This is a genomic window from Microbacterium caowuchunii (assembly GCF_008727755.1).
GTDB lineage: Bacteria > Actinomycetota > Actinomycetes > Actinomycetales > Microbacteriaceae > Microbacterium > Microbacterium caowuchunii.
Genome location: NZ_CP044231.1, coordinates 759,482 through 773,120 on the forward strand (window position 1 = coordinate 759,482; position 13,639 = coordinate 773,120).

13 protein-coding genes are annotated in these 13,639 nt (G+C 72.1%); 7 read left to right on the forward strand and 6 right to left on the reverse strand.

The genetic code is table 11. The features are described 5' to 3' along the window. Positions 1-222: 222 nt before the first annotated feature. A complete protein-coding gene (locus tag F6J84_RS03575; protein ID WP_150971443.1) occupies positions 223-627 on the reverse strand; it encodes a glucose-6-phosphate dehydrogenase in 405 nt (134 codons plus the stop codon). A 165-nt stretch (positions 628-792) separates the two neighbouring features. Here F6J84_RS03575 and F6J84_RS03580 point away from each other — a divergent pair, with 165 nt between their 5' ends. Beyond that, positions 793-1,170 (forward strand): PPOX class F420-dependent oxidoreductase, encoded by a 378-nt coding sequence (locus F6J84_RS03580; protein ID WP_150971445.1) that lies wholly within the window; start codon positions 793-795, stop codon positions 1,168-1,170. A 9-nt stretch (positions 1,171-1,179) separates the two neighbouring features. Here the strand turns inward: F6J84_RS03580 and F6J84_RS03585 are convergent, their stop codons facing one another. After that, positions 1,180-2,205 carry a zinc-dependent alcohol dehydrogenase family protein gene (locus tag F6J84_RS03585; protein WP_150971447.1) on the reverse strand — a complete coding sequence of 342 codons (1,026 nt, stop codon included), beginning with the start codon at positions 2,203-2,205 and terminating at the stop codon, positions 1,180-1,182. A 203-nt stretch (positions 2,206-2,408) separates the two neighbouring features. Here F6J84_RS03585 and F6J84_RS03590 point away from each other — a divergent pair, with 203 nt between their 5' ends. Beyond that, positions 2,409-2,624, forward strand: a complete 216-nt coding sequence (locus F6J84_RS03590) for a hypothetical protein (protein ID WP_150971449.1) — start codon at positions 2,409-2,411, stop codon at positions 2,622-2,624. A gap of 14 nt (positions 2,625-2,638) precedes the next feature. On the opposite strand, the gene F6J84_RS03595 is transcribed toward F6J84_RS03590, so the two are convergent. Beyond that, a complete protein-coding gene (locus F6J84_RS03595) occupies positions 2,639-3,451 on the reverse strand; it encodes an IclR family transcriptional regulator (RefSeq protein WP_191905788.1) in 813 nt (270 codons plus the stop codon). Positions 3,452-3,536: 85 nt separating this feature from the next. Between F6J84_RS03595 and hutH the strand changes: the two genes are divergently transcribed. From hutH to hutI, 5 genes are read left to right on the forward strand one after another with little or no spacing between them, the layout of a single operon-like run. Then, on the forward strand, positions 3,537-5,090 hold the full coding sequence (hutH, locus tag F6J84_RS03600; protein WP_150971453.1) for a histidine ammonia-lyase: 1,554 nt from the start codon (positions 3,537-3,539) through the stop codon (positions 5,088-5,090). Between the two features lie 15 nt (positions 5,091-5,105). Beyond that, entirely contained in the window at positions 5,106-6,770 is a 1,665-nt protein-coding gene (hutU, locus tag F6J84_RS03605) for a urocanate hydratase (protein ID WP_238702584.1), read from the forward strand. Next, a complete protein-coding gene (locus F6J84_RS03610) occupies positions 6,767-7,984 on the forward strand; it encodes an allantoate amidohydrolase (RefSeq protein ID WP_202980472.1) in 1,218 nt (405 codons plus the stop codon). Before hutU ends, F6J84_RS03610 begins: the two co-directional genes overlap by 4 nt. After that, a complete protein-coding gene (locus tag F6J84_RS03615; protein ID WP_150971455.1) occupies positions 7,981-9,309 on the forward strand; it encodes a formimidoylglutamate deiminase in 1,329 nt (442 codons plus the stop codon). Before F6J84_RS03610 ends, F6J84_RS03615 begins: the two co-directional genes overlap by 4 nt. Before the next feature lies 1 nt (position 9,310). Next, positions 9,311-10,489, forward strand: a complete 1,179-nt coding sequence (gene hutI, locus F6J84_RS03620) for an imidazolonepropionase (protein WP_150971457.1) — start codon at positions 9,311-9,313, stop codon at positions 10,487-10,489. A 21-nt stretch (positions 10,490-10,510) separates the two neighbouring features. Here the strand turns inward: hutI and F6J84_RS03625 are convergent, their stop codons facing one another. The 3 genes from F6J84_RS03625 to F6J84_RS03635 are packed head-to-tail and all read right to left on the reverse strand — an operon-like array spanning position 10,511 to position 13,558. Continuing rightward, positions 10,511-12,157: an MFS transporter gene (locus F6J84_RS03625; protein ID WP_150971459.1), complete on the reverse strand. Its 1,647-nt coding sequence runs from the start codon at positions 12,155-12,157 to the stop codon at positions 10,511-10,513. Beyond that, positions 12,154-12,834: an ion channel gene (locus F6J84_RS03630; protein ID WP_238702650.1), complete on the reverse strand. Its 681-nt coding sequence runs from the start codon at positions 12,832-12,834 to the stop codon at positions 12,154-12,156. Before F6J84_RS03630 ends, F6J84_RS03625 begins: the two co-directional genes overlap by 4 nt. After that, complete coding sequence (locus tag F6J84_RS03635; RefSeq protein WP_191905740.1) at positions 12,827-13,558, reverse strand: AI-2E family transporter; 732 nt, start codon at positions 13,556-13,558, stop codon at positions 12,827-12,829. The genes F6J84_RS03630 and F6J84_RS03635 overlap by 8 nt, the downstream gene beginning before the upstream one ends. Between the last annotated feature and the right edge of the window lie 81 nt (positions 13,559-13,639).

Here is a 13,639-nt window from a genome sequence, read left to right on the forward strand (position 1 = left end):
ATATGGGGCGTCTACCAGCTGGAGTGGCGACACGTTATTCGGTTTGAAGACTCCACAGCGAGCAATCAAACTCTGAAGCAGCCTGTCCCAAAGATCAGGAACGCTCTAAACGTATCACGCGAATCCGAAATGAACCAGCGCGCGGGGGAAATCCGTCTCGTCGCGGTGCCGCTGTCGAGCTGGATCCCCCCGCACGGGCGCGGCTTCCGCCGCGGGTGTCTGTCAGGAGATGGTGTTGCCGCAGGTGCCGCACAGGCCCTTCGCGGAGACCTCCATGTAGCACGTCGGGCAGACGGCGCGCGGACGCTCGTGACCCGGCGTCGGCTTCGGGGCCGCAGGCGCGCGGCGCTCGCGGGGAGCCGCCGCCTTCTTCTTGGCGGGGGCTGCCGCGGCGGGTGCCGGGGCGACGACCTCGGGCTTGTGCTCGGCGCAGTAGAAGCGCACGAATCCGGCGTGGTTGTTGGGATGCTGGTGCTTCACCGCCCAGAGTTCCTCGCGCGGCAGAGCCGGCGCGTCGGTGCCGCACGTGGCGCACCGGGTGGGTTCGCCGGGGGCGACCTCGGCGGCGGAGACGGGGGTTTCGAACGGGAGCGCTTCGCGCCAGTCGGCAGAGGCGACGATCTTCATGGGGGTCCTTCCCTCGGAATCGAGCCGAGGCCCGCCGGAAGCGGGGTGAAACTCGACCGGAGCGGGCGCACACTGCACGCTCCGTACCTTCCACGGTAAGCGACGCGCGGTACCTTCGGTGACCATCGTGCGACCCGGTGGCCCGAGCACTGCGATGCTGGGGACATGGATACCGACGTCGCCACCCTCGCAGAGCACGAGTACGTTCTGCTCACCACCTTCCGTCGCACCGGTGAGCCGGTGGGGACCCCGGTGTGGATCGTGCGGGACGGCGAGCGGCTGATCGTCACCACCGGCGCCGAGTCCGGCAAGGTCAAGCGCCTGCGGCACACGCCGCGCGTCACCCTCACCCCCTGCGACATGCGCGGTCGGGTGAAGGCCGACGCGGTCCCGGTGGAGGCCACCGCCGTCATCGACGATTCGGCGGTCACCCGCGAGCGACTCGACGCGGCGCTGCGCGCCAAGTACGGGATGAAGTACCGGATGATCCGGATGACGCAGCGCCGCGGCGCGGATTCCGTGGCGCTGGTGATCACCCGCTGAGGCGGGGGATCAGAGGGTCAGCAGGACCTTGGTCGCGCGACGCTCGTCCATGGCCCGGTACCCCTCCGCCGCCTCCTCGAGCGGCAGGGTCAGATCGAACACGTCTCCCGGCGTGATCGCGCCCTCCTGGATGAGGGCGATCAGCTCCGGAAGGAACCGCCGGACCGGCGCGGGACCGCCCAGCAGATGCACGCTCGCGAAGAACAGCGCCGTCCCGTTGAGGTTCACGTCGTGCGAGACGCCCACGTACCCGACGTGACCGCCCGGCCGGCAGGACCGGATCGCCTGCTGCATGGACTCCTGGGTGCCCACCGCCTCGATCACGCTGTGCGCGCCCAGTCCGTCGGTCATCTCCTTGATCCGGGCGACGCCCGGAACGCCCCGCTCCGCCACGATGTCGGTCGCGCCGAACCTCCGTGCCAGCGCCTGCCGGTCGGCGTGGCGTGACATCGCGATGATCCGCTCCGCGCCGAGTTGCTTGGCGGCGAGGATGCCGAGCAGCCCGACCGCCCCGTCGCCGACCACGGCGACGGTCTTCCCGGGGCCGGCGTCGGCGGCGACGGCGGCGTACCATCCGGTGCCGAGCACGTCCGAGGCGGCCAGCAACGACGGCACGAGCGCCGCCGTCGGCTCACCCGGGACGATCACGAGGGTGCCGTCGGCGAGCGGGATGCGGGCGTACTCGGCCTGGGTTCCGATCGAGCCCATCATGACCGCGTGCACGCACCGCGACTGGTAGCCCGCGCGGCAGATCTCGCAGGTGTTGTCGGAGGCCACGAAGGAGCCGACCACGTAGTCGCCGGGCTTCACGCCGCGGACGTCGTCGCCGACCTCCTCGACGATGCCGATGTACTCGTGTCCCATCTGCTGGGGCGTGTCGGCGAGCGGTTCGAGGCCCCGGTACGGCCAGAGATCGGATCCGCAGATGCAGGTGGCGGTGACGCGGATGACCGCATCCGTGGCCTCGAGGATCCGGGGCCGCTCGCGCTCCTCGACCCGGACGTCGCCGGGGCCGTACATCATGACTGCACGCATGGCGTGCTCCTTCCGGTCGGGCCCCGGCCAGGCGCTGCTCCGGAGCGTCTCCACCTAACCGTCGAACCCCGGTTCGGGCGAGCACTTGTGCAAGGGCGCGCGGTGAGGCAGAAGCCCCGTCCGCGTCAAGGGCTTGGCCCGTGCCCGGGGCGATGAGAGCCTGCCGGAACGGGCACCGACACCCGAAGGGAAGGAGCGGCGTCATGAGCGACACGACCGGCGACCAGGCCGAAGAGCGGGAGGACACGCTGGCGGACAGCGACCTCGAGCAGCCCAGCACCGAGCAGGAACCGGGGGAGGAGCCCAAGGGCGGGACGGACCAGGAGGCCGAGGCGGAGGCCAGCCACGAGGCCGTCGGCATCGGCGTGATCGACGCTCCGCTCACGGATCCGGACGCGGGGGCCGCCGACGCCGACTGAGCGCGGAGACGCCGTCAGCCGCGAGGGGGAGCCGCCGGGGTGAGGGGGCGACCGTGGATGCGTCGGGAGAGCTCCGCGGCACTGGCACCGATGTGCTGGGCGATCTCCGCCGCCCGCGCCGCCGGCACTCCGGAGTCGAACGTCACCGCGATGCTCGCGGCCGGCCACCCGGCGTGGTCGCGGACCGCGAATGCGATGGACGCGAGTCCCGGCGTCACCTCGCCGTCCTCCGTGGCGAACCCGTCCCGGCGCACGTCGACGAGCAGACGCGCGAGGGCGCCGTACGTGTCGACCGATCGGTCCGTGCGACGCACGAACGCGCTCCGATCGGGGTAGAGCGCCCGCAACTGCGGCGGCGGGAGCGTCGCCAGCAGCGCCCGGCCGCTCGCGGTGAGATGACTGGGCAGGCGCACGCCGACATCCGTCACGAGGGAGGGGCGCCGCGGTGCGCGCTCCTCGATCAGGTAGATGACGTCGCGTCCGTGCAGGACCGCCAGGTGCGCGCTCTCACCGAGCCGGTCGACGAGCTGTGCGAGGAGGGGCCCGCCCAGGCGGGTGAGCGGTTGCTGGCGGGAGAACCCGGAGCTCAACTCGAACGCGGCCAGTCCGATCCCGTAGCGGCGCTCCTCGGGGAAGTGCAGGGCGAATCCGGTCTCCTCGAGCACGCCGAGCAGACGGTAGACCGTGGACCGGGGCAGGGTGAGAGCGGCGGCGACGGCGGCGGCCGACACCGGGCCGCGCTGCGCGGCCAGGTACTGCAGGATCGCGAGCGTGTGGCGGGCCGCCGGAGCGGTCTCGGACGGGGCGGCGATGGCATCCTCCTCGATGTCGCTGCCGTCACTGTCTCACAGGTGGGACAGGAAAGCCGTCGCGCGTCGTGACCGCGCCGGGGCGATGCCGTGGGATGTGACCATGGATCGTTCCTCCTCGGACACCGGCGTCGTGGTCGGCGTCGGCCCCGTCTCCCTCGACGAGGTCGTGGCCGTCGCCCGGCATGACGCGCGCGTCATCATCACGGACGATGCGCGCGCCGCGGTCGCCGCCGGCCGGAGTGTGATCGAGGCGCTCGCCGCGGATCCGGCACCCCACTACGGCATCTCGACCGGGTTCGGCGCCCTGGCGACCACCTACATCCCCGCCGACCGGCGGGCCCGGCTCCAGCAGAGCCTCGTGCGCTCGCACGCGGCCGGATCGGGGGCGGAGATCGAGCGCGAGACCGTGCGGGCCCTGATGCTGCTCCGGCTGTCGACCCTCCTGACCGGCCGGACCGGTGTGCGGGTCCAGACGGCGGAGACGTACGCCGCGATCCTGAACGCCGGTGTCACGCCCGTCGTCCGGGAATACGGATCCCTGGGCTGCTCCGGGGACCTCGCCCCGCTCGCGCACTGCGCGCTCGCGGTGATGGGGGAGGGCGAGGTCCGGGGAGCCGACGGGCTCCTCGCGCCGGCGGCCGACGCGCTCGCCGCGGCCGGCATCCGCCCGGTGCTGCTCGCCGAGAAGGAGGGGCTCGCCCTCATCAACGGCACCGACGGGATGCTCGGGATGCTCGCACTCGCGATCGCCGATCTGCGGATGCTGCTGACGACCGCGGATGTCACCGCCGCGATGAGCGTCGAGGCGCTGCTGGGCACGGATGCGGCGTTCGCGGACGACCTCGCCGCGCTCCGCCCCCAGCACGGCCAGCGGGACTCCGCGGGCAACATGCGCCGGATGCTGGCGGGATCCCCCATCGTCGCGAGCCATCGCGGTCCGGAGTGCACGCGGGTGCAGGACGCGTACTCGCTGCGGTGCGCTCCCCAGGTGCACGGCGCGGCCAGGGACACGCTCGCGCACGCCGCGCTCGTGGCCGAGCGGGAGCTCGCGGCGGCCGTCGACAACCCCGTCGTCACACCGGACGGCAGGGTCGAGTCCAACGGGAACTTCCACGGCGCCCCCCTCGGCTACGTGCTCGATTTCCTCGCCATCGTGGTCGCGGACGTGGCGAGCATGTCCGAACGCCGCACCGACCGGATGCTGGATCCGGCACGCAATCAGGGGCTGCCCGCGTTCCTCGCCCACGACGCCGGCGTGGATTCGGGGCTGATGATCGCCCAGTACACCGCGGCGGGCATCGTCTCCGAGCTGAAGCGGCTCGCGGTCCCCGCATCCGTGGACTCGATCCCCTCGTCGGCGATGCAGGAGGACCACGTCTCCATGGGATGGGCGGCGGCCCGCAAGCTCCGCACCGCCCTGGACGGTGTGAGCCGTGTGCTGGCGATCGAGGCGATGACCGCGGCCCGTGCGCTCGACCTCCGGGCGCCGCTGCTCCCCGCATCCGCCACGGGGGCGGTCCGCTCGCGCATCCGCGAGGACGTGGCCGGCCCCGGCCCGGACCGCCACCTGGCCCCGGAGATCGAGCGCGTCGTCGGTGCCGTGCGCAGCGGTGCGCTGCGCGGCGCTGCCGCGGCCGTCGTGGAACTCGCCTGACCGAAAGGGAACACCGTGACCGACCACCTGCCCCGTCCCGTGCGAGCCGCGCGCGGCACCGCCCTCACCGCCAAGTCATGGGCGACCGAGGCGCCGCTGCGGATGCTCATGAACAATCTCGATCCCGAGGTCGCCGAGCGGCCGGACGACCTCGTGGTGTACGGCGGGACCGGGCGGGCGGCCCGCAACTGGGCCGCGTTCGACGCCATCGTCAGGACCCTGGAGTCCTTGGAGGCGGACGAGACGCTGCTGGTGCAGTCGGGGAAGCCGGTGGGTGTCTTCCGCACGCACGAGTGGGCGCCCCGGGTGCTGATCGCCAACTCGAACCTCGTCGGGGACTGGGCGACGTGGCCGGAGTTCCGGCGCCTCGAGCAGGCCGGGCTGACGATGTACGGGCAGATGACGGCCGGTTCCTGGATCTACATCGGCACCCAGGGGATCCTGCAGGGCACCTACGAGTGCTTCGCCGCGGTCGCCGAGAAACGGTTCGGCGGTTCGCTCGCCGGGACCCTGACCCTCACCGGGGGCGCCGGCGGGATGGGCGGGGCGCAGCCGCTGGCGGTCACGATGAACGGCGGGGCGGTCCTCATCGTCGACGTCGACCCGGCACGCCTGGAGCGCCGGGTCGCGCACGGATACCTCGACGAGATGACGCACGAGCTGGACGAGGCCCTGGCCCGGGTCCAGTCCGCGAAGGAGGCGCGCCAGGCCCTGTCGGTCGGTCTGGTCGGCAACGCCGCCACGGTCTTCGCGGAGCTGCTGGCACGCGGCGTGGCGGTGGACATCGTGACCGACCAGACCTCCGCGCACGACCCCCTCAGCTATCTGCCCGAGGGTGTGGCGCTGGCGGACTGGGGTCCGCGGGCGGAGGCCGACCCGGAGGGATTCACCGCCGCCGCCCGGGCCTCGATGGCCGCACAGGTGCGCGCGATGATCGGTTTCCAGGATGCCGGGGCGGAGGTGTTCGACTACGGCAACTCCCTCCGGGCGGAGGCGCGCCTGGGCGGCTGCGAGGACGCGTTCGCCTTCCCCGGGTTCGTCCCGGCGTACATCCGCCCGCTCTTCGCGGAGGGCAAGGGTCCCTTCCGCTGGGTCGCCCTGTCCGGAGACCCGGCGGACATCGCGGCGACGGACCGCGCCATCCTCGAACTCTTCCCGGCCGACGAGCGGCTGCGCCGCTGGATCACCGGCGCGGCAGAGAAGGTGAGGTTCGAGGGGCTCCCCGCGCGGATCTGCTGGCTGGGCTATCAGGAACGGCATCTCGCCGGACTCCGGTTCAACGAGATGGTGGCGTCGGGGGAACTGCGCGCACCGATCGTGATCGGACGCGACCATCTCGACTCCGGGTCCGTGGCCTCCCCCTATCGGGAGACCGAGGGCATGGCGGACGGATCGGATGCGATCGCGGACTGGCCCCTGCTGAACGCCCTGCTGAACACCGCATCCGGGGCGACCTGGGTGTCGATCCACCACGGCGGCGGGGTCGGGATCGGTCGATCCATCCACGCGGGGCAGGTCGTCGTGGCGGACGGCACCCCGCTCGCGGCCGAGAAGATCGCACGGGTGCTGGTGAACGACCCGGGCTCCGGGGTCATGCGGCACGTGGATGCGGGCTACGAACGAGCCAGGGAGGTCGCGCGCGAGCGGGGGCTGCGCGTGCCCATGGCGGAGTCGACGTGAACACCCCGGCCGTCACCCGGGGCCGGCTGAGCGGGCTCGACGAGATCGCGGACATCGGGCGGGATCCCCGCCGCGGCGGCTACTCCCGGCATCTGTGGGATGCGGCGGACCTGGAGCTGCGGGACTGGTTCGTCGCGCGTGCGGAGTCCACCGGTCTCGACGTGGAACGGGATCGCAACGGCAACCTGTGGGCATGGTGGGGCGCCCCCGGCCCGGATGCGGTCGTCGTCGGCAGTCACCTCGACTCGGTCCCCGGCGGCGGGGAGTACGACGGGCCCCTCGGGGTCGTCAGCGCGCTGGACGCCGTCGCGCTCCTGCGATCGTCCGGTTTCGTGCCGTCGCGTCCGTGCGCGGTCGTCGTCTTCGCCGAAGAGGAGGGATCGCGCTTCGGCGTCGCCTGTCTCGGGTCGCGCCTGCTCACCGGAGCGCTGGACGCCGCCCGGGCCCGTCGTCTCGTCGACGCGGACGGGGTGACGCTCGCCGAGGCCGCGGACGCCCACGGGGTGCCTGCGCGGCACCTCGGCGCCGACGAGCGCGCTCTGGGCCGGATCGGGATCTTCCTCGAACTGCACGTCGAGCAGGGGCGCGGGCTCGTCGACGTGGACGGTCCGCTCGCGGTCGCGTCGGGCATCCTCGCGCACGGTCGGTGGCGTATCGGGTTCCGGGGCGAGGGGAACCACGCGGGCGCCACGCGCATGGCGGACCGGAGGGATCCGATGGTGGCCGCCGCCCGGGGCGTGGTCGCCGCACGCGATGCGGCCGCGGCAAGCCCCGGGGCGCGCGCGACCGTCGGGCGCATCGGGGTCGTCCCCGGGGGCACGAACGTCATCCCGTCCGCGGTGACGACGTGGCTCGACGCGCGCAGCGGCGACGATGAGGAGACCCGCGCCCTCGTCGCCGAGATCGAGGAGCGGATGCGGGACGTCGCGGCCGCGGAGGGGTGCGAGCTCGTGATCGCGGAGGAGTCCTGGAGCAGCGCGGTGACCTTCCCCGCCGATCTCCGCGAGCGGGTCTCGGCCGCTCTCGGCGGGATCCCGGAACTCGGGACCGGGGCGGGCCACGACGCGGGGGTGCTGTCGGCCCACGTGCCGACCGCCATGGTGTTCGTGCGGAACCCGAGCGGTGTCTCGCACGCGCCCGAGGAGTACGCCGAGCTCGACGACTGCATCGCCGGGGTCGTCGCGGTGGAGCGGATCCTCCGGGAGCTGCTGTGATCCTCCACTGCGCGACGGCGCTCATCGACGGGGTCGCAGCGCCCTCGGTGCGCATCCACGCGCAGGGCGGTCGGATCGTCCGCGTCGAACGGGGAGTCGAGGCCGCCGACGGCGACCTGCGCCTCGGCGTCGTCGCGCCCGGCTCGGGCAACGCGCACTCGCACGCCTTCCACCGCGCGCTGCGCGGTCGCACGCACGGGGACGGCGGGGATTTCTGGGGCTGGCGCGACAGGATGTACGCGCTCGCCGACCGGCTGGATCCGGACACCCACCACCGGCTGGCACGGGCGGTCTTCGCCGAGATGCTGGTGGGCGGATGGACGGCAGTGGGGGAGTTCCACTACCTCCATCACCGTCCGGGCGGGACGCCCTACCGGCCCGCGCACGCCATGGAGCGGGCGCTCGCCGATGCGGCGCAGGATGTCGGCATCCGTCTGACGCTGCTGGACACCTGCTACCTCAGCGCCGGCCCCGGGGCGGCCCTCTCCGGTACCGCGCTGCGCTTCGGCGACGGCTCGGCACGGCAGTGGCTGGACCGCTGGTCGGATCTGCGCGCGGAGCTCGGGTCGCACACGCGCCTCGGCGCCGCCATCCATTCCGTCCGGGCCGTGCCGCCGGACGCGATCGCCCAGATCGTGCGGGAGCTGCCCGAGGACGTACCGCTGCACGTCCACCTGTCCGAGCAACCGCGGGAGAACGAGGAATGCCTCGCGGAGTACGGGGTGACGCCCACGGCGCTGCTGGCGCGCGCAGGCGCCCTCTCCCCCCGGCTGAGTGCGGTGCACGCGACCCATCTGACCGACGAGGATATCCGGATGCTGGGAGACGCCGCTGTCACTGTCGTGATGTGCCCGACGACGGAAGCGGATCTCGGTGACGGGATCGGGCCTGCGCGTCGCCTCGCCGACGCGGGGGCGCGCATCGCACTGGGGTCCGACCAGAACGCCGTGGTGGATCCGTTCCTCGAAGCACGAGGGCTCGAAGCGGGCGAGCGGCTGTCGTCCGGGCGCCGGGGCAGGTTCACCCCGCGCGAGCTGGCGGCGGCACTGTCGACCGCAGGGTACGCGGCGCTCGGGGAGACCGGCGGCATCCGGGAGGGTGCCGCCTGCGACCTCGTGGAGATCGACGACGCATCCGTGCGGACCGCGGGCGCCGACCCGGAGCAGCTCGCGCTGGTAGCCACCTCGGCGGACATCCGACGCGTGATCGTGGGCGGGACGGTGCGGGCGGAGGGCGGGCGTCTGCGCACCCCGGCCGGCGTCGCGGGCGAGAGCGCGGAGGAACTGCTGACCGCCGTGCTCGGGACAGGGAGAGGAGACCGGTGACATGACCGCGACCACCCTGATCACCGACATCGGCGAGCTGACGACGAACCTCCCCGGCGCACCGCGCGCGACGGATGCGGCGCTCGTGATCGAGGGCGCCAGGATCGCCTGGATCGGATCCGCTGCGGACGCGCCCGCCGCGGACACCGCGATCTCGGTCGGTGGTGCGGCGGTGCTGCCCGGGTGGGTCGACGCGCACACCCACCTCGTGTTCGCCGGGGACCGCTCCGCTGAGTTCGAGGCCCGCATGGCCGGGCATCCCTACGCCGCGAGCGGCATCGCGGCCACGGTGCGCGCCACGCGCGGTGCGAGCGAGGCGGAGCTCAGGGCGAATCTCCGGCGGCTGCGCGGGGAAGCGCTGCGGCAGGGCACCACCTTCCTCGAGACGAAGACCGGGTACGGTCTCGATGTCGACGCGGAGGCACAGGCCGCCCGGCTCGCCGCGGAGTCGGCGGACGTCGTCACGTTCCTCGGCGCCCACGTCGTGCCGGACGGCATGGATCCCCGCGCGTACCTGGATCTCGTGACCGGGCCGATGCTCCAGGCGGTGCTGCCCTGGGTCCGGTTCATCGACGTCTTCTGCGAACACGGGGCCTTCGACGTCGAGCAGTCGCGGGAGGTGCTGGAGGCGGGCAGGCGTGCCGGGCTCGGGCTCCGGGTGCACGGGAACCAGCTCGGCCACGGTGGCGGGGTCGCGCTCGCCGTGGAGCTCGGCGCCGCGAGCGTCGATCACTGCAACGCGCTCACCTCCCGCGACATCGACGCGCTCGCCGCATCCGGGACCGTGGCCACCGTGCTGCCCGCCTGCGACGTATCCACCCGGCAACCGTTCGCACCGGCGCGGGCGCTGATCGATGCCGGCGCGACGGTCGCGATCGCGAGCAACTGCAACCCGGGCAGCTCCTACACGACCTCCCTCCCGTTCTGCGTCGCCACGGCCGTGCTGCAGATGGGGATGACGGTCGAGGAGGCCGTCTGGTCGGCGACGCGTGGCGGCGCCCTCGCGCTCGGTCTGTCCGACAGCCCGGATGCGGTGGGGATGATCGCGGTCGGCGGGCGCGCCGACCTGCAGGTGCTCGCGGCGCCCGCGGCCTCCCACCTCGCCTACCGCCCCGGCGTGCCGCTGACGGCCGCGGTCTGGCGTGCGGGAGAACTGGTCACCGCGCCGCCACGCGGATGACGGGTCCGTGCGTGGCGGGGGTCAGCGAGACCGCCGCGTCGCCCCGGGCGCGGGCGGGTGTTCCGCCTCGGGGGTGCGCACCCGGTACGGCTTCTTCGAGGGGATGCCGCGGGAGAAGAGCAGCGCCACCAGTGAGATCACGATCAGTCCGAACAATGCCACGCGCAGGGAGGACAGCTGGGAATCGAGGTAGATCGAAGCGAGCGACTCCGCTTCCGCGTCGGTCAGACCTCCGGCGCGAGCCAACTCGTCGACATCCGCCGCGGGGACGATCGCCACGCCCTGTTGGGTCGCCTCGCCGATGAGCGACCGAGCGGGAGCGGGAAGCTCACTCGCCGCCACACCGCCCGCGAACGACGTGGCGAGCGCCCCGATCAGGATCGACCCGATGAGCGCGGTGCCGAGCGACGATCCGAGGTTCTGGAACACGCCCTGAAGCCCGCCCACTTCGCTCGTCTCCTTCTCGGTGACGCTCGACATGTTGACGTTGCCGAGCTGCGAGGCGAGAAGTCCGAGTGCAGCCCCGGCCGAGAACATCCCGACCGCGAACAGGGCACCGCGCAGATCCGCCGTGGCGGCGCCGAGCAGCAGCACCGAACTGAACACGAGGAGCAACTGCCCGGCCCGCACGATGCGGCGCGGAGACCATAGCGTGGATAGCCGCGTGCCCACCACCGAGAACAGGATGAGCGATGTCGAGAGGGGGAAGATCCGCACGCCGGTCTCGAGCGCATCCATCCCGAGTGTCATCTGCAGGTACACCGGGAGGGCGAAGAACAGGCCCGCGGTGATGGCGTACTGCGCACCGAGGACGGATAGCCCGCTGCGCAGCTGCCGGATGCTGAACATCTCCACGTGCACGAGAGGCGAGCGGCGCTCTCGTGCGAGGAACATCTGTCGCCGGACGAACGCCACGATCAGCACCCCTCCCGCGACCACCAGCCACGCCGTGAGTGAGATGCCGAGCGGTGCGATCTCCACCTCGCCGATCGTGGGGGAGAGCAGGGGGATCACCCATCCCCAGGTCTTGCTCTGCAGCATTCCGAAGACGACGAACACCAGCCCGACCGCGGACAGCGCGACGCTCAGGAGATCGATGCGCACGTGCTGACGGGGGGTCGCATCCGTCAGACGTCGGGAGAACAGCACGACCACCGCCATGATGACCACCTCGGCGACGAAGACGTACCGCCAGCTGAAGTAGGTCGTCACGAATCCACCGATCAGGGGGCCGGCGGCGACCGCCGCGCCCGAGACGGCGCCGATGATCGCGTACGCCGTGATGCGCGCGCTGCCGGTGTAGTTGTCCGCGACGAGGGCAGCGATGGCGGGGATCACGAGGACGGCGCCGACGCCCTCGATCAGCGACCACCCCAGGAACAGGAACTGGATGTTCGGGCTGTACGCGGTCACCAGTGAGCCGACCGCGTACACACAGGACCCGATGACGAATGCGCGCCGCCGCCCCCAGATGTCGCCGAGCTTCGCGCCGAGCAGCATGGCCGCCGCCATCGTGAGCGTGTAGAAGGTGATGGCGCCCTGCATGGCGGCGACGCTCGTATCGAGGTCCTCGACGACGGTGGAAATCGACACGTTCATCACGGTGCCATCGAGCACCATCACGAACTGGGCCGAGCCCAGGATGATCACGACCGACCACTTCTTCATCGGTTCCGCCCTTCGCGGGGGACCGGCTCCACGGTCCGGGTGAGGTGGAGGTTGAGGATGCGCGCGACGCCGATCAGCAGGAAGAGCTGGCCGGTGATCGCCTCCAAGATGGCGACGCTCTGCACGGCAGGCGAGACCGGGACGAGGTTGCCGAAGCCCGTGGTGGTGAGTGTGGTGAACGAGAAGAACAGCTGGTTCGACAGTGAATCGACGTGGTCCTCACCGAAGGTCGGCACGGGGGACACGAGCGCGAACAGGTTGTACGCGAAGGTGAACACCATACCCACCATCAGGTAGGCGGAGACGACGGCGAGCAGCGCGGATGCGTTCGACAGCGGTCGACGGACCTGATCCAGGAGGATGGCGACCGGCGCGGATACGTACGCGACCATCGATGCCGCGGAGAGGGCGAGGTCGAGCCCCGCGCCCCGGAGCCCGAGCAGCGCCCCCGCGATGACGACCAACCCGGCGAACCCGGTGACCATCCAGGTGACGTGCTGGATCCTCGGCGGCATCCGGGCGGCCCGGAAGGCGACCGCGATCGTCAGCAGCTGCACGAGAAGCGCGATAGATCCGGGATCCGGTGTCAGCTGCGCCGCGCAGGCGCCGTACGAGACGACGACGAGACCCAGCACGACCCAGTACGGAGAACGCCAGGCCGACGACTCCTCACGCATCGTCGACACAGTCGCCCTCCTCCGGCGGGGAGTGATGTTCGGTCGGAGCCGAGCGGGGTGGGAGCATCCGCTGCCGGTCCGCGGACCGCCTCATCCGGCGGGTGACCGCATCCGGCCCGAACGCGGTCGCCCACGCCCGCGCCTGCTCGTCGGCATGGACGAGCACAGCCTTGCCGAGCAGGGTCGCGGGGACCGCGAGGAACGCGAGCAGCTCCCGCAGCAACGCCGCCGGAACTCCCCGCACCCACAGCACGAGGGCGTTGAGCGTCCCCTGTGCGACCCCGAGGACGGTCGTGGCCACCAGGTAGCGCCGCACGTTCCCCGCGTAGCGACCGAGGGCTTCGGCCAGATCGGGCTGCCGCGGGTTCAGCGGGCGCATGATCGTGGGGACATACGCGGCATCCGCCGACATCAGGATCATCATCGTGAGCACGATGATCAGGGCGACCGAGAGGGGGAACACACCACCGAGCGCATCGGAGACGGCGGAGAGCACGTTCCGAGGGTCGATCCCGGCCACAGACTCGATCTGGGCGGCACCGATGCCGATCGATCCGAGCCACGCGGCGATGCCGGCACCGATCCGGTCGAACTGCGCCGTGTAGTCCGGCAGCATGGCGCTGATACCGCGCGCCGTGACCGTCAGCGCGGCAAGGCTGACGAGAACGAGGGCGCCGCGGGGTACTCCTGCTCCCCTCATCGTGGCCTCCTCGGACGCAGCCATGCGCCGACTGTCCGCATGGTACGGACGCGCCCCCCCCGCGCACCTCATCCCCGAAGGACGATGTGCGGGACGGCGGCGGGC

Excerpts from the sequence above, each read along its gene's own strand:
- F6J84_RS03590 (WP_150971449.1), top strand. The coding sequence starts at position 2,409 with ATGAGCGACACGACCGGCGACCAGGCCGAAGAGCGGGAGGACACGCTG.
- hutI (WP_150971457.1), top strand. The coding sequence starts at position 9,311 with ATGACCGCGACCACCCTGATCACCGACATCGGCGAGCTGACGACGAAC.
- hutH (WP_150971453.1), top strand. The coding sequence starts at position 3,537 with ATGGATCGTTCCTCCTCGGACACCGGCGTCGTGGTCGGCGTCGGCCCC.
- F6J84_RS03580 (WP_150971445.1), top strand. The coding sequence starts at position 793 with ATGGATACCGACGTCGCCACCCTCGCAGAGCACGAGTACGTTCTGCTC.
- F6J84_RS03575 (WP_150971443.1), bottom strand. The coding sequence starts at position 627 with ATGAAGATCGTCGCCTCTGCCGACTGGCGCGAAGCGCTCCCGTTCGAA.
- F6J84_RS03635 (WP_191905740.1), bottom strand. The coding sequence starts at position 13,558 with ATGGCTGCGTCCGAGGAGGCCACGATGAGGGGAGCAGGAGTACCCCGC.
- F6J84_RS03585 (WP_150971447.1), bottom strand. The coding sequence starts at position 2,205 with ATGCGTGCAGTCATGATGTACGGCCCCGGCGACGTCCGGGTCGAGGAG.
- F6J84_RS03630 (WP_238702650.1), bottom strand. The coding sequence starts at position 12,834 with ATGCGTGAGGAGTCGTCGGCCTGGCGTTCTCCGTACTGGGTCGTGCTG.
- F6J84_RS03625 (WP_150971459.1), bottom strand. The coding sequence starts at position 12,157 with ATGAAGAAGTGGTCGGTCGTGATCATCCTGGGCTCGGCCCAGTTCGTG.